The following is a 23,658-nucleotide window of genomic DNA, read 5'->3' on the forward strand; positions in this document are numbered from 1 at the left end:
AGATTTGCGCGCCTCGGGTAAAACGCCATCGACATGGCGTTGGCACGCCGCCATAGTCGAAAACTAAATTGACCAGTATTCAAATATATTGGATTTCACTACTCTATATGGTTTGCCGCTAGTCCGACGCAGCGAGTACTATGCGCCTCCGGCAACACGTGGGCGTAATGACGCATGAGCAGGTATGAGCCGGCGTGAGCGTCAAGAGACATGAGAGATCTGCGATGAAAAGTGTGCTGGACAACCATGTGCTGTATAGACATGTGCCGAAAGTCTTGCGAAGCGTTGGCTTCGCCGTTTGAGGTTATGACATGAGCTGGTTTCGTATGAGCGGCGATGGGGTCGCCACATGACCGCATTACTCGAGGTGCAGGGCCTGAAAACCTGCTTCAAGGTCGAGGGTGGCGAATTCGCCGCCATCGAAGGTGTCAGCTTTTCGATCGAGGCCGGCCGCACGTTGGGCATCGTCGGTGAATCTGGCTGTGGCAAAAGCGTCACGTCGCTTTCCATCATGGGCTTGCTGCCCAAGGGTATCGGCCGTGTTGCCGCCGGCTCCATCACCTTTGACGGCATCGATCTACTCAAGCTCACGCCGGCCGAATTGCGCGGCCTGCGCGGCGAACGCATCGCGATGATCTTCCAGGAGCCGATGACGTCGCTCAATCCCGCGTTCACGATCGGCAACCAGCTGATCGAAGCGATCCGGTGCCACCGCGACATGACTCCTGCGCAGGCGCGCGAGCACGCGATCGAGATGCTGCGGCGCGTGCGTATTCCGGCGCCCGAGCGCCGTATCGACGAATACCCGCATAAGCTCTCCGGTGGCATGCGCCAGCGCGTCATGATCGCCATGGCGCTGGCCTGCGAGCCTAGCCTCTTGATTGCCGACGAGCCAACCACCGCGCTCGATGTCACGATCCAGGCGCAGGTGCTGGAGCTGATGCGCAATTTACGCGAGCAGACCGGCACGGCCATCATGCTGATCACGCATGACCTGGGCGTCATCGCCGAACTCGCCGACGAAGTGGTCGTGATGTATGCCGGCCGCGTGGTCGAACGCGCCAGTGTCGCGGCGCTGTTTGCGCAACCGCAGCACCCTTACACGATCGGTTTGCTCGGCTCGATTCCCAAGCTGCATCTGGATCAGGACCGGCTTGCCGCAATCGAAGGCCAAGTGCCTACCCCCATGACGCGCCTGGAGGGTTGCCGGTTCGCGGCGCGCTGCCCGTTCGCCGAAGAACGATGCCGCCTTGCCGAACCGCCGCTCGTCGATCTCGGCGGCGGCCATCTGGCAGCCTGTTGGAAAGCGCCGCTGGACCCGGACCGGGAGCCGATGGTCAGCTCACGCGTGGGCCTGCCCTCTCACTCATTGCCGGAGCATACCGCGTGACTTCGATGGTTACTGCCGCGGCATCCGCGCAGCCGCTTTTGCGCGTCAATCAACTGGTCAAACATTTCCCGGTGCAGCGTGGCTTCTTCAGCCGCGACCGTGCCGTCGTGCATGCCGTCGATGGCATCAGCTTCGAACTCACTGCCGGCCAGACCATGGCGCTGGTGGGCGAATCGGGTTGCGGCAAGTCGACGCTGGGCCGGCTGGTGCTGCGGCTGTTCGATGCCAGCTCGGGCGAAGTGTGGTTCAAGGGCACCGATTTGATGCGCCTGGACGCCGCCGCGCTGCGCGCGCAACGCAGCAAGCTGCAAATGATTTTTCAAGACCCTTACGCCTCGCTCAATCCGCGCATGACTGTCGCGCAGACGCTGACCGAGCCGCTCACGCTACACGGCCTGGCGCCCGGGCGGCATCGTGAGCGCGCCGCCGAGTTGCTGGAGCTGGTCGGGCTGTCGTCGCAATATCTGCAGCGCTACCCGCATGAATTTTCCGGCGGACAGCGCCAGCGGATCGGCATCGCCCGGGCGCTCGCCGTGGAACCGGACCTGATTGTTTGCGATGAACCCGTCTCGGCGCTCGATGTGTCGATCCAGGCACAGGTGGTGAACTTGCTGCAGGATCTGCAGCGGCGGCTTGGCCTGTCGTACATTTTTATCGCGCACGATCTGGCCGTCGTCAAACATATCGCGACGCACGTGGCCGTGATGTATCTGGGCCAGTTCGTCGAATACGCGGAAAAGTCGCAGTTATTTGCGCAGCCGCGGCACCCCTATACCCAAGCCCTGCTGGCGGCGATTCCCGAGCCGGAACCGTCGATCAAGCCCGTGCGTGTGTTGCTCGAGGGCGATGTGCCTAATCCGATCGAGCCGCCATCAGGCTGCCGGTTTCGCACACGCTGCCCTTACGCCCAAGTGCGTTGTGCCGAAGAAGTGCCGCAGCTCAGCGGCGACGCGGGGCATCTCGTGGCCTGTCACTTCTGGCGCGACATTCCCGCGCCGCCGAAGATCGCGACGCCAGCGCCCAACCTGCGGCTGGAAAAATTGCAGGCGGCGTTCCGGAATATGGCGCTCACGCCATGAGGTGAAAGCGGCCTGAGACGCGCTGAAATTTGGTTGAGCTCGGTTTGAAGTTTGGTAAGCGCCGTCATGGCCGCCGCGACGCACAGTGACATTTTCAAACGTAATGGCTTCGTAGTGACGCGCAGTGACGTTTTTCTGTAGTGACGGTTTCGATAAAAACGATCCCCTGTCGGGTCGACCCGGCAGCCCCTGAAGGAGAAGTTCAAGCATGCGCACCTTTTCATTATTCCGACGCTCGTTGTTCCAGCGCCCATCGTTCACTCGCTCATTGTTCACGCGCTCATTTGTCAAAAGGCTAGGCACAGTCCTCGTGCTCGCGACTACGCTGTGCGCGGCCGGGGCCCACGCCCAGACCCTGCGCATCGGCTTGGCCGAAGACCCCGACGTGCTGGACCCCACGCTCGCCCGCAGTTTCGTCGGGCGCATCGTGTTCGCGTCGCTGTGTGACAAGCTGTTCGATATCGACGAGAAGCTCAATATCGTGCCGCAACTGGCGACCTCGTATCAATGGACGCCCGACAACAAAGGCCTGATCCTGAAGCTGCGCAGCGGCGTGACCTTCCAGGACGGCGAGAAATTCGACGCGGCTGCCGTCAAATTCAATATCGAACGCCACAAGAACCTGCCGGGCTCCAACCGTCGCGGCGAACTCAGCCCCGTGACCACCGTCGACGTGATCGACCCGTTGACCGTGCGGATCAATTTGTCGGCGCCGTTCGCACCGCTGTTATCGGTGCTGGCCGACCGCGCCGGCATGATGGTCTCACCGAAAGCGGCCCAGGCTAACCCAAGTAACTTCGGCAGCAACCCGGTGTGCTCGGGGCCGTTCCGCTTTACCGAACGGGTTGCGCAGGATCACATCACGCTGTCGCGCTTTGCTAACTACTGGAACAAGGACGCGATCCATTTCGACAAGATCATATTCGTGCCGATTCCCGACGGCACCGTACGCTTGGCGAATTTGCGCTCGGGCCAGCTCGACCTCATCGAGCGCGTTGCGCCTTCGGACATTGCCGGACTGAAGAGCGACGACCGCTTCAAGATCGCGCGTACGACCGAAATCGGTTATGAAGGCATCACGATCAACCTCGGCAAGAGCGACCTCGCGCAGAAAAATCCGCTGGGCCGCGATCCGCGTGTGCGCGAGGCATTCGAGCTGTCGCTGGATCGCCAAGGCATCGTGCAGGTAGCCATGGACGGCGAGGCCGACCCGGGCAACCAATGGGTTGCACCGAGCAACCCCTACTACGCGAAGAACGTGCCGATTCCCCAACGCAACATCGCGCGCGCCAAAGCCTTGCTCAAGGAAGCCGGCGTGACCAACCCGACCTTCACGCTGATGACGCCCACCACCTCCGACGCGCAGCGCACGGCGCAAGTGGTGCAAGCGATGGCCAAGGAGGCCGGCTTCAACGTCAAGATCCTCTCGACCGAATTTGCCACTTCGCTCACGCTCGCCGACCAAGGCCAGTTCGACGCCTACGTGCTGAACTGGAGCGGCCGCGCCGATCCGGACGGCAACCTGTTCAGCTTCTACGGCTGCAAGCAACCGCTCAACTATTCGGGCTATTGCAAGCCGGAACTCGACGATCTGCTGAATCACTCACGCAGCGCACTGGATCCGGTCGAGCGTCAGAAATACTTCAACCAGATCGCCGCGATGACGACGCAAGACCGGCCTATCTTGTATCTGTTCCATCGGCACTGGCTGTGGGCCTATAACAAGAAGCTCACCGGCTTTCGCGTCGTACCCGACGGGCTGATCCGGGTTCAAGGTTTGAAGATGTAATCGCGGGTGCGGGCGCGCTGCTGAACCCAGGTTCACGTAGTTCGCCCGCCGCGCATTGGGAAACACTATGCTGCAATTTCTACTCAAGCGACTGGCCGCGATCGTTCCAACGATCTTCTTCGTCACGTTGATTATCTTCGGGCTGCAACAACTGCTGCCGGGCGACCCGGCCGTGGTGCTCGCGGGCGAAGACCAGGACCCGACGGTGATCGCGTATCTGCACAAGAAGATGCATCTCGACGAGCCGGTGCCGGTGCGCTATGCGTACTGGGTCGGCGGCGTCCTCAAGGGCGACCTCGGCGACTCCTTGCGCATCCAGCAACCGGTCTCGGCGCTCATTGCACAGAAACTTCCGGTCACGATAGAGCTCGCCGCGCTGGCCATGGTGATCGCGCTGGCGATCGGCATTCCGGCCGGCATTGTCTCGGCTGTCGCCAAGAACACCGCCTGGGATTACGCGGCCAATCTGTTTGCGCTGTGGGGACTATCGACGCCCAATTTCTGGCTGGGTATTTTGATGATCATGCTGTTCTCGGTATCGCTGGGCTGGTTGCCCGCCTCCGGCTATGTCAGCCCATTCGAGGATCTCAAAGCCAACCTCGCCGCGATGATCATGCCGGCCTTCGTGCTGGGCAATGCAATCGCGGCGGTACTGATGCGCCATACCCGCAGCGCGATGTTGCAAGTGCTCAACGCCGATTACGTCAGGACTGCGCGTGCCAAGGGGCTCAACGAGCGCAGCGTGATCCTCAAGCATGCCTTGCGTAATGCACTCATGCCCATCATCACGCTAGGCGCGCTCGAATTCGGCACGCTGCTGTCCGGCGCGGTGCTGACCGAGCAAGTGTTTTCGATTCCCGGTTTCGGCAAACTGATCGTGGACGCCGTGTTCAACCGTGACTACGCCGTCGTACAGGGCGTGGTGCTGTTTACCGCCAGCGTGTACATCGTGCTGAATCTGCTGGCGGACCTCGCCTATTTCTATGTCAATCCGCGTCTTCGGGGTTAAGCCATGAGCACTGTGATGCCCTCTCCCGCCGCTGCGGTGCCGCGCGAACTGAGCCCAGGCAGGCGCGCCATGTTGCGCCTGGTGCGCCGGCGCGGCGCAATGCTGGGTTTGGCAATTGTGTTGTTGTTTATTGCAATTGCATTATTCGCGCCGCTCATTGCGCCTTACGATCCGGTTCAAACCAGTTGGACCGCGGTGCGTAAAGCACCCAGCGCGGCCTACTGGTTCGGCACCGACGAGCTCGGCCGCGACGTGATGTCGCGTGTTATCTGGGGCGCACGCGCGTCGCTGATGGCGGGGCTCGTGTCCGTGTTCATCTCGATGGCGTTGGGCGTGCCGATCGGGCTGCTCGCCGGTTACATGGGCGGTTGGGTCGATGGCGTGATCTCGCGTTTCACCGATGCGATGCTGGCAGTGCCGTTTCTGATCCTGGCGATTGCGCTGGCCGCCTTCCTCGGACCGAGCCTGACCAATGCGATGGTCGCGATTGGCGTGTCCGCGATGCCGGTGTTTATCCGGCTCACACGCGCTCAAGTGTTGTCGGTAAAGGTCGAGGATTATGTCGAAGCCGCGCGTGCGGTGGGCAACCCGCACTGGCGCATCGCGCTGCGCCATATTCTGCCGAATACGCTGCCGCCGCTGATCGTGCAAGCAACGTTGACGATCGCAACGGCGATCATTGCCGAGGCCAGCCTGTCGTTTTTGGGTCTAGGCCAGCAGCCGCCCGCGCCTAGTTGGGGCAGCATGTTGAATACCGCGAAGGACTACATCGATAACGCACCGTGGATGGCGATCTGGCCGGGCTTGTCGATCTTCCTGCTGGTGCTGTCGTTCAATTTGCTGGGCGACGGCTTGCGCGACGCGTTGGACCCGCGACATAAATAGCGCGCGGTAGCTACGCAGAAATCGTGTGCGCAAATCGTCCAGATTTGCGCACACTGCAAGCCCTTTCAGTTTCCAGCCACCTGCGCCACACGCATCCCCTGGACGGGTTCCGCTGACGGCTGACGCGCCAGCACCGGACCGAGCGCTGCTCCCGTATGACTGGCGACGACCTTGACCAACTGCTCGGGCGTGGTTTGCGCCACGATACTGCCGCCGCCCGCGCCGCCTTCCGGACCCAGATCAATGACCCAGTCGGCCTCGGCAATGACGTCCAGGTCGTGCTCGATCACCAGCACGCTATGCCCGGCGTCGACCAGCCTGTGGAGTACCTCGATGAGTCGCGCGACGTCGGCCATATGCAGGCCGACAGTGGGCTCATCCAGTACATACAGCGTATGCGCCGCCTTCTGTCCGCGCCGGGCAATATCGTCGCGTACCTTGGAGAGCTCGGTCACGAGCTTGATACGCTGCGCCTCGCCACCGGACAGCGTAGGCGATGGCTGCCCCAGCGTCAGATAGCCCAACCCGACATCCTTCATCAATTGCAGCGGGTGCGCAATCTGCGTGATCGGGCCGAAAAATTCGACGGCCTCGTCCACTTCCATGGTCAGCACCTCACCGATATTGCGGCCGCGCCACGTCACCGCCAGCGTCTCGGGATTGAAGCGCTGCCCGTGACACACGTCGCACGGCACTTTCACATCGGGCAGGAAGCTCATGCCGATGGTGCGTACCCCTTGGCCTTCGCACGCAGGGCAACGTCCGTCGCCCGCGTTGAACGAAAAGCGCGACGCCGTGTAGCCGCGTGCACGCGCTTCGAGCGTCTGGGAAAACAATTTTCGGATGGCATCCCACACCCCGACGTACGTCGCCGGACACGAGCGTGGCGTCTTGCCGATCGGCGTCTGATCCACCTCAAGCACCCGGTCTATGCTCTCCCATCCGCTGACCGATTCGCAACCGTGCCAGTGGTGCGTCACCTTCAACTCCGGACGCGGTGCTTCGCGTGCCAGCACGCTGGAACGCCAGGCCTTTTGCTCGGCCGCTTGCGGCACAGACTTGCGAGCACGGCGGGTCGCCGGCGACGACATCACCGAGCGGCCCACTGCATCGAGCAGGTTGGTCATGAGCACATCGCGCGCCAGCGTCGATTTGCCCGAGCCGCTCACACCCGTGAGCGCGACCAGCCGCGCCAGCGGAATGCTGGCCGTCACACGGCGCAGGTTATGGAGCGTGCCGCCATGCACGGTCAGCCAGTTTTCAGGTACGGCCGGCGCGCTGCGTTGTGCGCGCGCTGATGCTGATGCTGATGCTGATGCTGATGCTGATGCCGATGCCGATGCCGATGCCGATGCCGGCTTGGACACCGACGCAGGCACCACCGGCCGCCGCGGTTGCAACGGATGCAGCAGCGGGTGCGCGAGATATCGCCCGGTCAGCGAATCGGGTTGCGCGGACAGGTCTGCCACGCTGCCCTGCGCCACAACCCGGCCGCCGCGTTTGCCCGCGCTCGGGCCGATGTCGATAATGTGATCGGCACGCCTAATCGTATCTTCATCATGCTCGACCACCACCAGCGTGTTGCCCTTCTCACCCAGCTTGCGCAGCGCACCCAGCAGGATCTGGTTATCGCGCGGATGCAAGCCTATGGTCGGTTCGTCCAGCACATAGCACACGCCCTGCAAGTTGCTGCCCAGTTGCGCTGCGAGCCGAATGCGTTGCGCTTCGCCGCCCGACAGCGTGGGCGCAGCGCGCTCCAGGCTCAAGTAGCCCAGGCCGACTTCCTCCAGGAATTCCAATCGCGCCTTGATTTCGCTGACGAGATCGCGCGCGATTTCGGCGTCGCGCCCGACCAAGCGCAATTGCGCGACCCACTGCCGCGCCTCGATCACGGTCCATTGCGCGACTTCCACAATGGGGTGCCCGTGGAAGTTGACCGCGCGCGCCACCGCATTGAGGCGCGTACCACCGCAGTCGGTACACGGTTGATCGGTCACGCCCTCGACCTCCTGCTCCTCTGCGGGTATGGTTTGCTCGCGGCCGCGGCCATCCTCGGCGACGAGTGTGTCGTCGTAGGCTTCGCGTTGCTCGCGCGTGAGCGCAAGACCAGTGCCCACGCATGTGGTACACCAACCGTGCTTGCTGTTGTACGAGAACATGCGCGGGTCCAGCTCCGGATAACTGGTGCCGCACACCGGGCAGGCGCGCTTGGTCGAGAACACCTTGACCGTTCCAATCTGCGCGCTAGGCTTGCCCGTGCGCATCGCCGCACCCAGGCCGTCCAGCGGCGCCAGCAGATGCATCACGCCTTTGCCCGCATCGAGCGCCTGCGCGAGCAACTCGCGCAGCGCCGCCTCGCGCTCAGGCAACACGACGAGGTCACCCACGGGCAGCTCGATGGTGTGCTCCTTGAAGCGATCGAGCTTGGGCCACGGGTTGACCGTGACAAATTCGCCATCGACGCGCAAGTGCGTGTGACCGCGAGCCTTGGCCCATTTGGCGAGATCGGTGTAGACGCCCTTGCGGTTCACCACCAGCGGCGCGAGCAAACCCACATGCTGATTGCGATGCTCGCGCAGCAATTGTGCTGCGATCGAGTCGGCGCTTTGCGAAGTCACCGCGGCGCCATCGTGGATGCAGTGCTGTATACCCAGCTTCACATAGAGCAAGCGCAGGAAGTGCCATACCTCCGTGGTGGTAGCCACGGTACTCTTGCGCCCGCCGCGCGACAAACGCTGCTCGATCGCGACGCTGGGCGGAATGCCATAGACGGCATCGACTTCGGGGCGCCCGGCCGGTTGCACGATGGAGCGCGCATAGGCGTTGAGCGATTCCAGATAGCGGCGCTGCCCTTCATGAAACAGGATATCGAAGGCCAAGGTCGATTTGCCCGAACCGGACACGCCAGTGATCACGTTGAACTTGCCGTGCGGAATATCGACGCCCAGCGATTTCAGATTGTGCTCGCGCGCGTTGACGATGCGGATGACGTTTTCGCCTTCGAGTTCGCGACGCGCCCGCGCGGCTTTCAACGCCGCTTGCAGCGGCACGCCGTCTTGCTCGACGCGCTCCGCGCTCATGCCGACCGAGCGCGTGTAGGCACGCAGTGCGTGGCCGGTATGCGACGGCGCGCAATCCTGGATTGCGTCGGGCGTGCCCGCGAACAGCACCTCGCCGCCCGCTTCGCCGCCTTCCGGTCCGAGATCGATCAGCCAGTCGGCCGCGCGAATCACGTCGAGGTTGTGCTCGATGACGATCAGCGAATGACCGCCGTCGAGCAGTTTGCCGAACGCGCGCATCAGCTTGGCGATGTCGTCGAAGTGCAAGCCGGTTGTCGGTTCGTCGAACATGAAGAGCTTGCTGCCCGTGTTGCTCGTCTTCGACGCTTTCGTGGCCGCTTTTGCGTTCTTACCCGGCCGCTGTGCTGTCTCTGCCAGATAGCCGGCCAGCTTCAGACGTTGCGCTTCGCCGCCCGATAGGGTCGGCACCGGCTGCCCGAGCTTGACGTACTCCAGACCGACATCGACGATCGGTTGCAGCACGCGCAGCACCTCGGCGTCGCTCGCGAACAGCGCCACCGCTTCGCTCACGGTGAGCTCCAGCACATCGGCAACGCTGAGGTCGCGCATGCGTTTGCCCGGTGCGCCACGTGCAATTTTCACTTCGAGAATCTCGGCGCGATAACGACGGCCATCGCAATCGGGGCAGCGCAAATAGACGTCGCTCAAGAACTGCATTTCGACGTGTTCGAAACCCGAACCGCCGCAAGTCGGACAACGCCCGTCGCCCGCATTGAAGCTGAACGTCGAGGCGCCGTACCCGCGTTGCTGCGCGAGCGGCGCCTTCGCAAACAACAGCCGGATTTCATCGAACGCGCCGACATAGCTCGCAGGGTTAGAACGTGCGGTCCTGCCGATCGGCGACTGGTCGACGAAGATCACGTCGTCGATCCGGTCGGCTCCGCTGAGGCTATCGTAGACACCGGGCGACTCGGTCGCCTTGCCAAAGTGACGCGCCAACGCCGGGTACAGCACATCCTGCAACAACGTCGATTTGCCCGAACCCGACACGCCGGTGACGCACACCAGCCGCTGCAACGGAATTTCCACGGTGACGTTGCGCAGATTGTGTTCGCGCACGCCGGCCAGCGTCAGTCTCGGCGTATTCGCGTCGACCGTGCGGCGTGACCAGCTCGCGGCATCCGCCACCTGCTTGCGCCCGCCCAGATAAACACCAGTCAGCGTATTGACCTCGCGAATCCCATCGGGCGTGCCGTCATAAACGATCTTGCCGCCACGCTCGCCGGGGCCGGGTCCCATGTCGATCAGGCGATCGGCGGCCAGCATCACCGCGGGGTCGTGCTCCACCACCACCAGCGTGTTGCCGGCGTCGCGCAAGCGGTGCATGGCTTCGACGATGCGGCCCATGTCGCGTGGGTGCAGCCCGATGCTGGGCTCATCCAATACGAACAAGGTATTGACGAGCGAAGTCCCGAGCGCGGTGGTCAGGTTGATACGCTGCACTTCGCCGCCCGACAACGTACGGCTTTGGCGATCGAGCGTGAGATAGCCGAGGCCGACATCGCATAGATATTTAAGCCGCGTGCGTACCTCGTCGCTCAAGAGTTTCAGCGCGTCGTCGAGCAAGGTGCTCGGTAGCGTGAGCGTGTCGAAAAAGCGTCGGACCCGCTCGATAGGCATCAGCATCAAGTCGTGCAAGGTCAGCCCGGGTAGCGCTTCGAGCTGGTCGCGCCGCCAGGCGACGCCCATCGGCATGAAGCGCTGCGACGGCGGCAATACCGCATCCGCATCGTCCTTGCTGCCCAGGCGCCACAACAGCGACTCGGTCTTCAGCCGCGCGCCGCCGCAGGTGCCGCACGGCGTGTAGCTGCGGTATTTCGACAGCAGCACGCGGATGTGCATCTTGTAGGCCTTCGATTCCAGATACTCGAAGAATCGCTTGATGCCGTACCACTGACCGCTGCCCCGGCCGGTCCAATCGGGTGAGCCGTTGACAACCCAGTCGCGCTGCGCGTCGGTGAGTTGGGCCCATGAGCTGTCGCGTGGAATGCCGGCCTTGGCGGCATATTTCATCAGGTCGTCCTGGTTCTCTTTCCAGGCCGGCGTCTGCAGGGTTTTAACGGCGCCGGCGCGCAAGCTCTTGCGCGCGTCCGGAATCACCAGGCCAAGATCGACGCCGATGACGCGACCGAAACCGCGGCAGGTTTCGCAAGCGCCGTAGGCGGAGTTGAACGAGAACAGTGCTGGCTGCGGGTCGGCATAGCTGATGTCGCTATCGGGGCTGTGCAGCCCGGTGGAGAAGCGCCAGATCTGCGGCGCCTGCTCGTCGGCCAGCACATAGATGTTGACTCGGCCCGCGCCGCGCCGCAGCGCGCTTTCCAGTGCATCGAGCACGCGCGTCTTGTCCACGCGCGGCAAGCGGAAGCGGTCGGCCACCACGTCGAGCACCTTGCGCGGACCGGTGGCGGTCGCGACTTCGCGCTCGGCCTGGACGTGCGTATAACCGCTCGCAGAAAGCCACTGCTGTACTTCGTCGACGCTGGTAGTGCTCGGCAATTCGACCGGGAACGTGATCGCCATGCGCGCGTCGCTGTCGCCTGCACGCGAGAGCAGCTCGGCATAGATCGTCTCGGGGCTGTCGTGGCGCACCGCATGCGCCGTCTCGCGGTCGAATAGCTGGGCCGCGCGCGCAAACAGCAACTTGAGGTGATCGTTGAGCTCGGTCATGGTGCCGACCGTCGAGCGCGAACTGCGCACCGGATTGGTCTGGTCGATCGCGATGGCCGGCGGCACGCCGTCTACGCGATCCACCTGCGGGCGGTCCATGCGGTCGAGGAACTGGCGCGCGTAAGCGCTGAACGTTTCGACGTAGCGGCGCTGACCCTCGGCGTAAAGGGTGTCGAACACCAGGCTCGACTTGCCCGAACCCGAGGGGCCGGTAACCACCGTCATTTCGCCGGTGCGTATGTCGAGGTCCAAATTTTTGAGATTGTGCTGACGGGCGCCGCGAATGCGGATAACACCGGATGTCATAGATACGGTCCTTCGTAACGATGAGTTGCGTGGCGCCTGCGCTGTATACGCACTACATGATCGCACTACATAGTCGACTAACGCGGATCTCGACACGCGTTTAGCACTACGCTTTGCGTACAGCAAGGCAGCCAAACGCCCATCATAACGTGTCTCGTGCGAGCGAGTCAGTAATGCCCATTTCCCGCACGAGACACGCTCAGGCCACCTGCCCTCCACCCTGCGTTTCTTCCTCAGCCCCATTACTCTCGACCAGCGTTTCGGCAAGTTTGTCGAAAATCCTCTGCGTGGCGCCGCGGGCTTGCAATGCAAACAGCAGCAAGGAGCGGCCGGTCACCTGATAGGTGTCGCCCGAACCGAAATCGGGCAATTCGGCGCGCACAGGCATATTCGTGTCGATCAAACAGGTCCATTGATTGCTGCCAGGTATTTCCGGCAAGGTGAGCTCGACCATATCGTGGTGCGCATTCATGACGATGAGCAAGGTTGCGTCAGAACCCGGCTTGCGAATGCCGGTCGCCTGCGCGCGCCCATCGATCAACATGCCGAAACACCGCATCGCCGGATCGTCCCACTGCTCCGGGGTCAAGTCGACGCCGGCAGGACTGATCCACTTGAGGTCGGTCACATCGAGTTCTTCGTTGTAAGCGCCGATCAAGAAGCGTCCGCGACGCAACCCCGGCAGCGTGTGCCTGAGTGTGGTCAGGTTGTTGACGAATTCGGCCAGTGCCCGGCCTTGTTCGTCGATACCTTCCCAGTCGACCCAGCTGATTTCGTTATCCTGGCAGTAGGCATTGTTGTTGCCCTGCTGCGTCCTGCCGAATTCATCGCCGGCCAGCAGCATGGGCGTGCCTTGCGATAACAGCAAGGTAGCCAGCAGGTTGCGCTTTTGTCGTTCGCGCAATTCGCGGATTTCGACGTCGTCGGTCGGACCTTCGACACCGCAATTCCACGAGCCGTTGTTGGAACTGCCGTCCTGGCTGTCCTCGCCGTTTGCCTCGTTATGCTTCTCGTTGTACGAAACAAGATCGTTAAGCGTGAATCCGTCGTGGGCCGTAATAAAGTTCACGCTAGCCCAGGGGCGGCGGCCGCGCTGATTGAATTTGTCGCCCGACGCGCACAGCCGCGTCGCCAGATCCGCAACGATGCCTTCGTCGCCTTTCCAGAAGGCGCGCGCGGTATCGCGAAAGCGATCGTTCCACTCCGCCCAACCGGGCGGGAAGCCGCCCACCTGGTAACCGCCAGGGCCGCAGTCCCAGGGCTCGGCAATCAGCTTCACTGTGGCCAGAATCGGGTCTTGCCGGCAACTGTCGAGAAAGCCGCCGCCCTCGTCGAACCCGTGCGGCTCGCGCCCCAGGATCGTGGCCAGATCGAAGCGGAAGCCGTCCACGTTCATCTCGGTCACCCAGTATCGCAAGCTGTCGGTGACCATCTGCAGTACGCGCGGATGCGAGAGATTGAGCGTATTCCCCGTGCCGGTATCGTTGATGTAGTAGCGCGGCTCGTCCGGCATCAAGCGGTAGTAGGACGCATTGTCGATGCCACGAAACGACAGCGTGGCGCCCCGCTCGTTGCCTTCTGCCGTGTGGTTGTACACGACGTCCAGGATGACCTCGAGCCCGGCTTCGTGCAGCCGGTCGACCATCTCCTTGAACTCGGCAATGTGCCCGCTTCCCCGCGAGAAAAAGCGCGGATCGGCGGCGAAGAAACCGATCGTGTTGTAGCCCCAGTAGTTGGTCAGGCCTTTGTCGAGCAGATAGCTGTCGTTGACGAACGACTGGATCGGCAGCAGCTCGACCGAGGTCACGCCCAGGCGTTTGATATGTTCGATCACTTCCTTTTGCCCGAGGCCTGCGAACTTGCCGCGTGCATTTTCGGGCACGGCGGGGTGACGCTTCGTGTAACCGCCTACATGGGTTTCGTAGAAAATCGTACGCTCCCAGGGCAGGCGCAAACGCATGGGGTGTTCCCAGGTAAAGCTCTGGTCCACGACCTGGCACTTCTGCATGAAGGGTGCGCTGTCGCGTTCGTCGAAGCTCAGGTCTTCCTCTGCCGAATCCAGCGTGTAGCCGAACATGGCGGGATCCCATTTCAGTTCACCCACGTGGGCTTTCGCATAGGGGTCAAGCAGCAGCTTGTTCGGGTTGAAGCGATGGCCTGCTAACGGATCGTACGGCCCGTGCACACGGTAGCCGTATACCGCGCCGGGTTTCAGGTCGGGCAGATAGACGTGCCAGATTTCGTCGGTGTACTCGGGCAGTTCGATGCGTTCATATTCCTGCTCGCCACGTTCGTCGAAAAGACACAATTCGACTTTGGTGGCGTGCGCCGAAAACAGCGCGAAGTTGACGCCCTTGCCGTCCCACGTTGCACCGAGCGGAAACGGCGAGCCTTCTGCTATGCGGGTTTTGTTGGCCATGAGGAGAGTGCGTCCAAAAAAATGATGTAACGATGTGGTGTAAGAGCGTGACGTACAGCGCGTGATATGCAACGCGTGACGAGCAGCGCGTACCCGAGGCGGGTGAGGTCAAATGGCGACGTCGGGTAGCGCGCGCGAACGCGCGTCGTGCATGCGGGCGAAATCGCGCGCGGACGAAGTTACTGCAAAAGCAATTAGCATGCCGTAGACCTCAAGCCGCGTGGGCTTGGCTTGGCTCGCACGCTTGCGCTCGAGGAGCGCCCGATGCGTATAAAGATCGGCTCGATGTGTAAAAGCTACGCGTGCATCATTCCGGCTCGCAACGGACGTCGAATTGGATCAGCTTGGTCGGCCCGAACGCGTTGCTGATTGCCACATCGGCCGCGTCTCGCCCACGCGCCATCAACACCCTGCCCGTGCGCGCCACGTTGTTGCGGGGATCGAAGGTCTGCCAGCACCCGCCGACATAGGCTTCGAACCAGGCCGCGAAATCCATCGTACTGTAGGGCGGCGGCGTGCCGACATCGCTGATATAGCCGGTGCAGTACCGAGCGGGGATATTCATCGCGCGGCACAGGGTCACGGCCAGATGGGCGAAATCGCGGCACACCCCCCGGCGCTCCTGATAAACCTGCCAGGCGGTCTTGGTCGGGCGGGCGTAGCCATAGCCGAAGGTGATGTGGCCATGAACGAAATCGCAGATCGCCTGCACCCGGTCGCGACCGGGTGCCGACGTTTCGAACAGTTTCCAAGCGACATCGGAGAGCAGGTCTGTTTCGCAATAACGACTGCCGAGCAGGAACGTCAGGCATTCATCGGGCAGGTCCTCGACGGGATGCTGATAGCCATAGGGTTCGCGCGTTTCGGGCTGGTCCGAGATGTCGAGCAAGGCCGTTGTCGAGAGCAGGATCCGCCCTTGTGGCGCCACGATCCGGCTGCAGAGATTGCCGAAGCCATCGCGATATTGCCTGATGGGAGTGGGCGGATCGACCACCAGCAGATCGGCGACCAGCACGTCCTGCACACGGGAAAAATGCGTGTTCAACATCAGCATCATCGGTGTCGGTTGCGCACACTCGTAGATCAGATCATAGCCAACGCGGAGTTTCATCGCAGCGACCTTTGTGTGGATGATGCCTTTAGCATTGCTCGGTAACGCTGACTTCGACCTCTAGCCCATTGAACGAATGCGGTGCACCGTTCCATGTTCCCCAGAGCGGCAGAGCCTGCTGATGATCCCAGGCAACCGCGACGCGGATCAGATGGCGATTGCCGACGATGCTGTTGGTCGGATCGAAATCGACCCAGCCCGCGCCAGGAAGATAAATCTGCAGCCACGCGTGCGTGGCACCCCCGCCGCGCGTCGTGTCGTGATCGGGCACGAAGATATAGCCGCTGACGAAGCGTGCGGCCAGGCCGAGCGAGCGTACCGCGTCCATCATCAATACCGCGAAATCGCGGCAACTGCCACTACGCGCGTACAGCGTTTCGGCCGGACGTTGGACGCCTTTTTCCGTGCGCCTCACGTACATGAAATCCCGCTTGATGGCCTGCGTCATGGCGCGCAACAGCGATAGCGTGCCGCTCGAACTACCCGGTTCAAGGAAACCCTGTGCCCAGGCATCGACATCGGGGTCGGGATATTGACGGTTGCGAGCATTCACGAGATCGGACGCTTCGTCGTTCGTGTAGGCGAACGGATAGGTGCACGCGTACCGTTCGAGCGAATAGTCGGGCAGCGGTGCCTCGAAATGCTCGAGCGTCACTTCGCTTTCGAAGCGCAGCTCGGTTGCCGCATCCGAAAACGTCGCGACCGCGACGGAATTGTCGAACACGTCGTGCAGCCAATACAGTCGCGCGGGCGTGGGTGTGATGCGAAGCTGCGTCGTGACCAGGCGCAGATCGTGACTGGCCCGAGGTCGGAACATCATCCGGTGCTCGCCGAAATTCACCGGCTCCGAATACCGGTAAACGCTGACGTGCCGAACAGTGAAGCGCTGCGGCCCGGTCATCGCGCTCGGTCCGCGATGCTTGCTGGGTCGGGGATTCTTGCCGGGTCGGAGATTACGGTGCTCGAAATCATGGCGTCGCCAAGGGAAGCTTGATGCGGGAGCGCCGATGTGGCGATGCTCGCGATCTGCATTAGTAAGCCGTTCTAATTTCAGATCGGTCGATGGGGCTGATGCGTAAGATTGCACACGGCGATTGCTCAATGCAGTTGGACACCGCCTGCAGTTTGGACACAGCCGAGTCGCTACAGTTCTGCCGAGAATACACGAGCCAAATAGTTATCAAATACTTGTTTGCTCGCGGGCAACGCCTTGATGATGACTAGCAAAACGCGCTCCCGAAAAGCGGGCTTCGTGTTGGACTACTTCGACTGGGTGACCAGCTTCTTCGTCGCCCGATAGCCCTTGCGTGCGCCGCTAGCAACTTCATGGGCTGCGCTTTTGGCGGCGTGCGCGGTGGCATGCGCGGCTTCCCGCGTGACCTCTCCGGTTTTCCGGCCGACATGCACCGCCGTGTCCTTGACGTCATCGGCGGCTTGCTTCACGTCGGCTTGCGCAGCCGAGCAGAGCATCAAGCCCATAAGGAGGGCCAAAGCCGATTTATGCTTTTTCACAGAACTGCTCCTAAAGATTCAAATTCAGAGAAAACGTGCAACTCACTATTGCCGAATGGGCCATTGCTCCCGTGGCGGGTTTACCCCTAAGCTAGCCACGCAGACGAATCGGTTGTTCCCGGTTCGCGGGTGCGTTGAACACCGAGCGCGCCCTATTTTCCTATGAAAGAAGGGTAGAAACTACGATGACAAAAATTACGTTGCAGGTTTTCGATCGCATGGGCCACAAGCTCAATACGTACTTGGATCAAGTTGCGACGGAAGCGGCCATTGGCCAGCCAGGCAAACTTTATTTTTTTAATCGGCGCGGCTACACCATCAAGCGTAAAGCCCAGGCAAACAAGGAGCATTGGGTATTGGATGTGCTCGTGGACTGTCCGCTGCCGGGGTATTGACGCTTTTTTTCCGGCTAGGTCGTATCTCTGAAGTCGCATCGCTGGCCGGTGCATGTTCTACAATATAAACATGGTTGCTACCCAGTAAGGAGGCTGCCATGACTCAGTCAACGATAGGCTTTGTTGTCGCCCTTGTGGCTCTGTTGATCGTCGCGATGATGCTGGCACGGCGTTATCGGCGCGATCACCCGGGAGAGGGAATCGATCAGTGGCTCGACACGCATCACATGAGCTGGATGCATCGTCGGCATTGACGCCACGAATACCGCCAGAGTGCGTCAGTAGGAGGTAAAAAAACCTGCTCGGGCGGCCTTGCCCTCCAATCCCTAGCTCGAAACTCGCAAATTACAATTCCACTGAGCAAAGAAAAAGCCGCTTAGTGCGTAAACACATAAGCGGCTTAATGAAACGTACTGCGGTACTGCATATTTTTTGGTGCGGCTGGAGCGATTCGAACGCCCGACCCCTTGGTTCGTAGCCAAGTACTCTATCCATCTGAGCTACAGCCGCACATCGAGAACGAGATTATAGCGAACTCTCAGAAAAATGGAAGAGGCGCGTACGCATTTCTTTCAATCGCGTGCGCCGGGGGCAATTTGAGCCCGCGGCCGGGCATCCATCGCGCGGGCTCCCGCCTGAGCATCGATGGGTGTACCCTGAAGGATCAGCCTTAACACGCAGCATTCAAATACAGCAGCAATGATCCCAGCATGAACAAAGCCTTTGTCAAAGAATCCGAAGATCAGGACGACGACGACCTCGAAGCAGGTTTGCCCGCACTGCCTCCCGGCTCCAAAAATTACATCACGCCAACCGGCTACAAGCGGCTCAAGGATGAGTTGCTGCATCTGCTCGATGAAGCACGCCCGGAAGTCGTGCGCATGGTCTCCTGGGCCGCCTCCAACGGCGACCGATCGGAGAACGGCGACTACATCTACGGCAAGCGCAAGCTGCGGGAAATCGACAGGCGCATACGCTTCTTGACGAAGCGGCTCGATCTGGCCGAAGTGGTCGACAGCAGTCGGCCCAATGGCGACGAGCAGGTGTTCTTCGGCGCTACGGTGACTTATTCCGACCCCGACGGCGTGGAACAAACGATCACCATCGTCGGGATCGACGAAGTCGATCTGGATATCGGTCATGTGAGCTGGATTTCGCCGGTTGCCCGAGCACTCGTCAAAGCACGGCTCGGCGATGTCGTGCCGCTGCATACGCCCGGCGGCGTCGTACCGATCGAAATCCTGGATGTGAACTACCCGAAACAGCTTTGACAGCGCGCCGCCGCTCATGCAACGAGTGAAACGCAGCGAGATGAAACGCAGCGGGCCAAGCCGCACACAACACAACTAGCAACGGTTAAGAGATACGAACAGCGCCCAGCCGACTAGATATCGTCGCGCTCGCGCGTGATACGCATGCCCAGATGGGCATCTGGACGGCCCTGCCCGTCTTCGCTGGGCTTGTCGCGCGTGATCCGCATGACATCCGGGTTGGTGCGTACCCGGCGCATCACATTGGCTAGGTGGATACGGTCCTTGACCTGCAACAGGAAGCGCAACTGCGTCGACTCGGCGGGCAGGTTCTCGTCCATCGCGATATGCGCGATGTTCGCATCGGCCGAGGTGATGTCGCCAGCCACACGGGCGATCGTGCCGCGGTGGTTAAGCACCAGCACGCGAATCCCCACGTCGAACAAACGGCCTGGCTGCGGCGCCCAGGCCACGTCGATCCAGCGGCCCGGATCGCGTTTATGGATGCGCTGCGCGACGCGGCAATCGGCCGTATGGATCGCCATACCCAAGCCGATGCCGATGTAACCCATGATGTTGTCGCCCGGAATCGGATGGCAGCATGCCGACAACTGCACCGACATGCCTTCGGTACCGGTAATGACCACCGAAGCGCCGCCGTGGCCCGAGCTGGTGAGCATGCCTTCGTGAACACGCGGCGTGCCCTCTGCATCGGCTTCGCGTCCGCTGACCAGTACCTCGATGCGTTTGGCCATTACCGCCGCAACGCGCCGGCCCAGGCCGATGTCCGCAAAAATTTCCTGACGATTCTTATTGCCCGTCCACTGCACGAGCTTTTCCCAGTTCTCGGGGCTCACATCCGACAAACACAGCGAATATGCCTTGAGCGCCTGCTCGACCAAACGTTCACCCAACTGCACCGATTCGGTCAGGCGCATGGTCTTTAGATAGTGGCGAATCGCCGAACGGGCCTTGCCGGTGCGCACAAAACCGAGCCACGCGGGATTGGGCTTGGAATACGGCGCAGTGATCACTTCGACGATATCACCGCTTTTAAGCTCGGTGCGCAGCGGTAGCAATTCGTTGTTGATCTTGACCGCGACGCACTGGTTGCCCAAGTCGCTGTGCACCGCGTAGGCGAAATCGAGCGCTGTGGCGCCGCGCGAGAGCGGCATGATCTTGGACTTCGGCGTAAACACATAGACCGCGTCCGGGAACAGATCGATCTTCACATGTTCGAGAAACTCGCTCGAATCGCCCGCTTCCGACTGTATCTCCAGCAGCGACTTGAGCCACTGGTGAGCGCGCTTTTGCACGTCGTTCAAATCGGCGCTACCGTTCTTGTAGAGCCAGTGCGCGGCAACGCCGGATTCGGCGATCTCGTGCATATTGCCGGTGCGGATCTGAAACTCGATCGGCGTGCCGAACGGGCCGACCAGCGTGGTGTGCAGCGACTGATAGCCGTTCACCTTCGGGATCGCGATGTAGTCCTTGAACTTGCCCGGCACCGGTTTGTACAGCGCATGCAGCACGCCGATACACGTATAGCACTCGAGCGCCGAGCCCACCACCACGCGAAAACCGTACACGTCCAGCACCTGCGAGAACGACAATTGCTTGTCGCGCATCTTGCGGTAAATGCTGAAGATGGTTTTTTCGCGGCCGGTCACCTCGGCCTTGACCTTGGCGTCGGTGAGCGAACGCTCGACCGCATCGAGAATCTTGCCGACCACTTCACGGCGATTACCACGCGCGGCCTTGACCGCTTTTTCCAGCGTCGCGTAACGACGCGGGTTGAAATTCGCAAAGCTCAGTTCCTGCAGCTCGCGATAGGTGTTGTTCAGCCCCAGCCGGTGCGCGATCGGTGCATAGATATCGATGGTTTCGCGCGCCACGCGGCGGCGTTTTTCCATCGGAACCGCGCCCAGCGTACGCATATTGTGCAAACGGTCGGCCAGCTTGACGAGAATCACGCGCACGTCGCGCGCCATCGCGAGCAGCATCTTGCGGAAATTCTCCGCCTGCGCTTCCTCGCGATTGCGAAACTCCATCTTGTCGAGCTTGGACAGCCCGTCGACCAGTTCCGCCACCTTGGGACCGAAACGCTCGGCCAATTCGGTTTTGGAAACGCCCTGGTCTTCCATCACATCGTGCAGTAACGCAGCCATGATCGACTGTGCGTCGAGCTTCCAGTCGGCGCAAATTTCCGCCACCGCAACCGGATGCGTGATGTAAGGCTGGCCGCTCTGGCGGTATTGGCCGAGATGAGCCTCGTCGCTGAAGTGGAAAGCCGACTTGATATCTTTGAGCTCAGCCTTGCTCAGGTAGCCGGACAGCGCTGCCGTGAGATTGGCGATCGAGACGACCTCGGCCTTGCGCGGCTGCTCCGGCGTGGCAGTAGGCCCGAACAGGTGCCTGAACGATTGTTCGAGCACCGCGTCGATATACTTGCGCGCGGCCGAGCTTTTGGTTGTCGCTGGCGGGGATGTCTCCGTCAAGGAGGCGGGGGGATGAGTCATATGCGCCTCCTTGCGGTCATGATCTAGCGTTGGGCGGATAGAGCACCGGTCAAGCAGGCACCGGCACGCGGAAAGTCAAGAAGCTCAATCCTGGCAGCAGGCTTGAAACCCGCATGCGCATGCGTTGCGAAAACTGTCTGACTTTAAACCGGTACTTTCTTCAGCATTTCGATGCCGATCTTGCCCTCGGCGATTTCGCGCAACGCGACAACGGTCGGTTTGTCGCGACTTTCGACTTTGGGCGTGTGACCTTGCGCGAGCTGACGCGCACGGTACGTTGCTGCGAGCGCGAGCTCGAAGCGGTTCGGAATCTGCTTGAGACAATCTTCGACGGTGATGCGAGCCATATTCTGTGTCCTTCGTAATATAGTGCTTATTCTACCTTATCGCGGCCTCACTCTGCCTGCGGCGAGTGAATCCCTAGCTGCACGAACAGGTCGGTGTGACGCGCGCGCTGCGAAGCGAAGCGCAAACGCGTGGCCGTAACGATGGTTTGCAGCTCGTTGAGCGCCCGTGTGAACGCCTCGTTGATCACCACGTAATCGGACTCCGGGGCATGCGCCATCTCACTTCCGGCGGCCAACAGCCGGCGCGTGATGACGTTGGGTTCGTCCTGCCCGCGCTTGGTCAAACGCTCGGCCAACGCCTCCAACGAAGGCGGCAAAATAAAAATGCCGACGACGTTGCGAAATTGCCGACGCACCTGCTGCGCACCTTGCCAATCGATTTCCAGCAACACGTCACGGCCGCTTTTCATCTGCTCTTCGATCCAGACGCGCGAGGTTGCATAGTAGTTGCCATGCACTTCGGCGCTCTCGATGAACTCACCCTGCGCACGCCGATCGAGGAATTCGTCGACGCTCACGAAATGATATTGCACGCCGTCGGTTTCTTTCGGGCGCGGCGCGCGCGTGGTGTACGAAATCGATAGGCAGATCGCCTCGTCTTTTTCGAGCAGTGCATTCACCAGCGTCGATTTGCCGGCCCCCGACGGGGCGATCACCATGAACAGGTTGCCCGGGTATTCGCCGAGATAAGGATCGCGCCCGCCGTGGCTGCTGTGAGTGCGGTGGCCTGCAGCTGCGGGAGCGTCCGCACGCTCCGGTGACTGAGGGGGCTGATGGGCTTGAGTGTTGGGCATGCCGTGTTACTCCAGATTTTGTACCTGTTCGCGCATCTGTTCGATCAGCAGCTTGAGTGTCATCGACGCGTCGGCCAACTCCTTGGTCGCCGCTTTCGAGCCCAGGGTGTTCGCTTCGCGGTTGAGCTCCTGCATCATGAAATCGAGCCGCTTGCCGACCCGGCCGCCCTTGTCGATCACATGGCGGGTTTCGCCCAGATGCGCGACCAGGCGCGTGAGCTCTTCAGCGATATCGATGCGTATGCCGTATATCGTCACTTCCTGGCGAATTCGCTCTGACACTTCATCGCGGCTCAATGCGGCGTTGGACGCGCTCGCGCCCTCCTGCGGCACGGCGACGCCGAGCGCCTCCTGCAACCGCTCGACAATTTTCTGCTGCTGGCGCGCGATCAGCTCCGGCACCAGTGGCGTGATGCGCGCCACGATCGCTTCCATTTCGCTGACGTTGGTCAACAGCATCTTCGCCATTTGCGCGCCCTCGCGCTGACGCACCTCGAGCAATTCGCCCAGGGCCTGTTTGCCGCAGCCCAGCACCACATCGCGCAGAACCTCGGCCGAGACCGAACTCTCGGCGAGCACGCCGGGCCAGCGCAGAATTTCGCCGGTGCGCATGCGTTCGGCACTGTGGAACACGCTGACTACAGCATGTTCGAGCGCAGCCAATTGTTCGAGCGCCGCGTGGTTCAATGCACTGGCGGACGTGACGTTCTCGCCGCGCTGGATATTCACGCGAATCTCGACCTTGCCGCGCGAGAGCTTGTTCATGAGCATTTCGCGCAACGTCGATTCGCAGCCGCGAACATCTTCGGGCATACGGAAGTTGAGATCGAGGAAGCGGGAATTCACCGTGCGCAACTCAACCGAGACGCTCGCGCCGCCGGCCGCGCTCGCGTCCGGGTGGCCGTCGGCCGCCAACTCTCGCGTCACGCTTGCATAGCCTGTCATGCTGTAAATCATTTGCATCTCGCGGTTGTGGGACGGCTCGCAGGCGCGCCCAGAGGGTTCAGGTAAGCAGACCATCATGAATCGTCATGACGGGTGATACCCCAATTATCGCATTTATACCTGCTGGAATCCTGCTTAGCTGCCTGCGTGGCTCCCGTGTC

The 23,658-nt window shown here is 61.4% G+C and carries 17 protein-coding genes and 1 tRNA gene; 8 read left to right on the forward strand and 10 right to left on the reverse strand.

Going from position 1 to position 23,658, the window contains the following annotated elements:
• The first annotated feature begins 349 nt into the window (after positions 1–349).
• The 5 genes from GSQ77_RS19845 (at position 350) to GSQ77_RS19865 (ending at position 6,152) form a co-directional block, all read left to right on the forward strand.
• Complete coding sequence (locus tag GSQ77_RS19845; RefSeq protein ID WP_158904486.1) at positions 350–1,390, forward strand: ABC transporter ATP-binding protein; 1,041 nt, start codon at positions 350–352, stop codon at positions 1,388–1,390.
• Positions 1,391–1,395: 5 nt separating this feature from the next.
• The gene (locus tag GSQ77_RS19850) at positions 1,396–2,469 is read left to right on the forward strand and encodes an ABC transporter ATP-binding protein (RefSeq protein WP_158906384.1); all 1,074 of its coding nucleotides are present in this window, start codon (positions 1,396–1,398) and stop codon (positions 2,467–2,469) included.
• Positions 2,470–2,677: 208 nt separating this feature from the next.
• A complete protein-coding gene (locus GSQ77_RS19855) occupies positions 2,678–4,258 on the forward strand; it encodes an ABC transporter substrate-binding protein (RefSeq protein ID WP_158904487.1) in 1,581 nt (526 codons plus the stop codon).
• A gap of 67 nt (positions 4,259–4,325) precedes the next feature.
• Positions 4,326–5,267, forward strand: a complete 942-nt coding sequence (locus GSQ77_RS19860; RefSeq protein WP_158904488.1) for an ABC transporter permease — start codon at positions 4,326–4,328, stop codon at positions 5,265–5,267.
• A gap of 3 nt (positions 5,268–5,270) precedes the next feature.
• Positions 5,271–6,152, forward strand: coding sequence for an ABC transporter permease (locus tag GSQ77_RS19865; protein WP_158904489.1), 882 nt, complete (start codon positions 5,271–5,273; stop codon positions 6,150–6,152).
• A 65-nt stretch (positions 6,153–6,217) separates the two neighbouring features.
• On the opposite strand, the gene uvrA is transcribed toward GSQ77_RS19865, so the two are convergent.
• The 5 genes from uvrA to GSQ77_RS19890 form a co-directional block, all read right to left on the reverse strand.
• The gene (gene uvrA / locus GSQ77_RS19870) at positions 6,218–12,205 is read right to left on the reverse strand and encodes an excinuclease ABC subunit UvrA (RefSeq protein WP_158904490.1); all 5,988 of its coding nucleotides are present in this window, start codon (positions 12,203–12,205) and stop codon (positions 6,218–6,220) included.
• 199 nt (positions 12,206–12,404) lie between these two features.
• Complete coding sequence (gene glgX / locus GSQ77_RS19875) at positions 12,405–14,624, reverse strand: glycogen debranching protein GlgX (protein ID WP_158904491.1); 2,220 nt, start codon at positions 14,622–14,624, stop codon at positions 12,405–12,407.
• A 307-nt stretch (positions 14,625–14,931) separates the two neighbouring features.
• Entirely contained in the window at positions 14,932–15,735 is an 804-nt protein-coding gene (locus tag GSQ77_RS19880; protein WP_158904492.1) for a transglutaminase family protein, read from the reverse strand.
• A 28-nt stretch (positions 15,736–15,763) separates the two neighbouring features.
• A complete protein-coding gene (locus GSQ77_RS19885; protein ID WP_158904493.1) occupies positions 15,764–16,636 on the reverse strand; it encodes a transglutaminase family protein in 873 nt (290 codons plus the stop codon).
• Positions 16,637–16,995: 359 nt separating this feature from the next.
• A complete protein-coding gene (locus GSQ77_RS19890) occupies positions 16,996–17,247 on the reverse strand; it encodes a hypothetical protein (protein WP_158904494.1) in 252 nt (83 codons plus the stop codon).
• Between the two features lie 185 nt (positions 17,248–17,432).
• Between GSQ77_RS19890 and GSQ77_RS19895 the strand changes: the two genes are divergently transcribed.
• Both GSQ77_RS19895 and GSQ77_RS29205 read left to right on the forward strand, forming a co-directional pair.
• The gene (locus tag GSQ77_RS19895) at positions 17,433–17,642 is read left to right on the forward strand and encodes a hypothetical protein (protein ID WP_158904495.1); all 210 of its coding nucleotides are present in this window, start codon (positions 17,433–17,435) and stop codon (positions 17,640–17,642) included.
• Positions 17,643–17,740: 98 nt separating this feature from the next.
• Positions 17,741–17,896 carry a hypothetical protein gene (locus tag GSQ77_RS29205; RefSeq protein ID WP_174246473.1) on the forward strand — a complete coding sequence of 52 codons (156 nt, stop codon included), beginning with the start codon at positions 17,741–17,743 and terminating at the stop codon, positions 17,894–17,896.
• A 179-nt stretch (positions 17,897–18,075) separates the two neighbouring features.
• Here the strand turns inward: GSQ77_RS29205 and GSQ77_RS19900 are convergent.
• Positions 18,076–18,152, reverse strand: a tRNA-Arg gene (locus tag GSQ77_RS19900).
• 200 nt (positions 18,153–18,352) lie between these two features.
• Here GSQ77_RS19900 and greB point away from each other — a divergent pair.
• Positions 18,353–18,913 (forward strand): transcription elongation factor GreB, encoded by a 561-nt coding sequence (gene greB, locus GSQ77_RS19905; RefSeq protein ID WP_158904496.1) that lies wholly within the window; start codon positions 18,353–18,355, stop codon positions 18,911–18,913.
• 113 nt (positions 18,914–19,026) lie between these two features.
• Here the strand turns inward: greB and GSQ77_RS19910 are convergent, their stop codons facing one another.
• The 4 genes from GSQ77_RS19910 to GSQ77_RS19925 form a co-directional block, all read right to left on the reverse strand.
• Positions 19,027–21,411 (reverse strand): bifunctional (p)ppGpp synthetase/guanosine-3',5'-bis(diphosphate) 3'-pyrophosphohydrolase, encoded by a 2,385-nt coding sequence (locus tag GSQ77_RS19910; RefSeq protein WP_158904497.1) that lies wholly within the window; start codon positions 21,409–21,411, stop codon positions 19,027–19,029.
• Positions 21,412–21,554: 143 nt separating this feature from the next.
• Positions 21,555–21,758, reverse strand: coding sequence for a DNA-directed RNA polymerase subunit omega (gene rpoZ / locus GSQ77_RS19915; protein ID WP_158904498.1), 204 nt, complete (start codon positions 21,756–21,758; stop codon positions 21,555–21,557).
• A 47-nt stretch (positions 21,759–21,805) separates the two neighbouring features.
• Positions 21,806–22,417 (reverse strand): guanylate kinase, encoded by a 612-nt coding sequence (gmk, locus tag GSQ77_RS19920; protein ID WP_254067808.1) that lies wholly within the window; start codon positions 22,415–22,417, stop codon positions 21,806–21,808.
• A gap of 141 nt (positions 22,418–22,558) precedes the next feature.
• Positions 22,559–23,509 (reverse strand): YicC/YloC family endoribonuclease, encoded by a 951-nt coding sequence (locus GSQ77_RS19925; RefSeq protein WP_158904500.1) that lies wholly within the window; start codon positions 23,507–23,509, stop codon positions 22,559–22,561.
• Between the last annotated feature and the right edge of the window lie 149 nt (positions 23,510–23,658).

The sequence above is a fragment of the Burkholderia sp. L27(2015) genome, from assembly GCF_009765705.1.
Classification (GTDB): Bacteria; Pseudomonadota; Gammaproteobacteria; order Burkholderiales; family Burkholderiaceae; genus LMUX01.

Bases quoted from the DNA above. Each gene is read 5' to 3' on its own strand.
- GSQ77_RS19880 (WP_158904492.1), bottom strand. From the start codon at position 15,735: ATGAAACTCCGCGTTGGCTATGATCTGATCTACGAGTGTGCGCAACCG.
- GSQ77_RS19885 (WP_158904493.1), bottom strand. From the start codon at position 16,636: ATGACCGGGCCGCAGCGCTTCACTGTTCGGCACGTCAGCGTTTACCGG.
- GSQ77_RS19910 (WP_158904497.1), bottom strand. From the start codon at position 21,411: ATGACTCATCCCCCCGCCTCCTTGACGGAGACATCCCCGCCAGCGACA.
- greB (WP_158904496.1), top strand. From the start codon at position 18,353: ATGAACAAAGCCTTTGTCAAAGAATCCGAAGATCAGGACGACGACGAC.
- GSQ77_RS29205 (WP_174246473.1), top strand. From the start codon at position 17,741: ATGACTCAGTCAACGATAGGCTTTGTTGTCGCCCTTGTGGCTCTGTTG.
- glgX (WP_158904491.1), bottom strand. From the start codon at position 14,624: ATGGCCAACAAAACCCGCATAGCAGAAGGCTCGCCGTTTCCGCTCGGT.
- GSQ77_RS19845 (WP_158904486.1), top strand. From the start codon at position 350: ATGACCGCATTACTCGAGGTGCAGGGCCTGAAAACCTGCTTCAAGGTC.
- rpoZ (WP_158904498.1), bottom strand. From the start codon at position 21,758: ATGGCTCGCATCACCGTCGAAGATTGTCTCAAGCAGATTCCGAACCGC.
- GSQ77_RS19895 (WP_158904495.1), top strand. From the start codon at position 17,433: ATGACAAAAATTACGTTGCAGGTTTTCGATCGCATGGGCCACAAGCTC.
- GSQ77_RS19855 (WP_158904487.1), top strand. From the start codon at position 2,678: ATGCGCACCTTTTCATTATTCCGACGCTCGTTGTTCCAGCGCCCATCG.
- GSQ77_RS19865 (WP_158904489.1), top strand. From the start codon at position 5,271: ATGAGCACTGTGATGCCCTCTCCCGCCGCTGCGGTGCCGCGCGAACTG.
- GSQ77_RS19925 (WP_158904500.1), bottom strand. From the start codon at position 23,509: ATGATTTACAGCATGACAGGCTATGCAAGCGTGACGCGAGAGTTGGCG.
- GSQ77_RS19850 (WP_158906384.1), top strand. From the start codon at position 1,396: ATGGTTACTGCCGCGGCATCCGCGCAGCCGCTTTTGCGCGTCAATCAA.
- gmk (WP_254067808.1), bottom strand. From the start codon at position 22,417: ATGGTGATCGCCCCGTCGGGGGCCGGCAAATCGACGCTGGTGAATGCA.
- uvrA (WP_158904490.1), bottom strand. From the start codon at position 12,205: ATGACATCCGGTGTTATCCGCATTCGCGGCGCCCGTCAGCACAATCTC.
- GSQ77_RS19860 (WP_158904488.1), top strand. From the start codon at position 4,326: ATGCTGCAATTTCTACTCAAGCGACTGGCCGCGATCGTTCCAACGATC.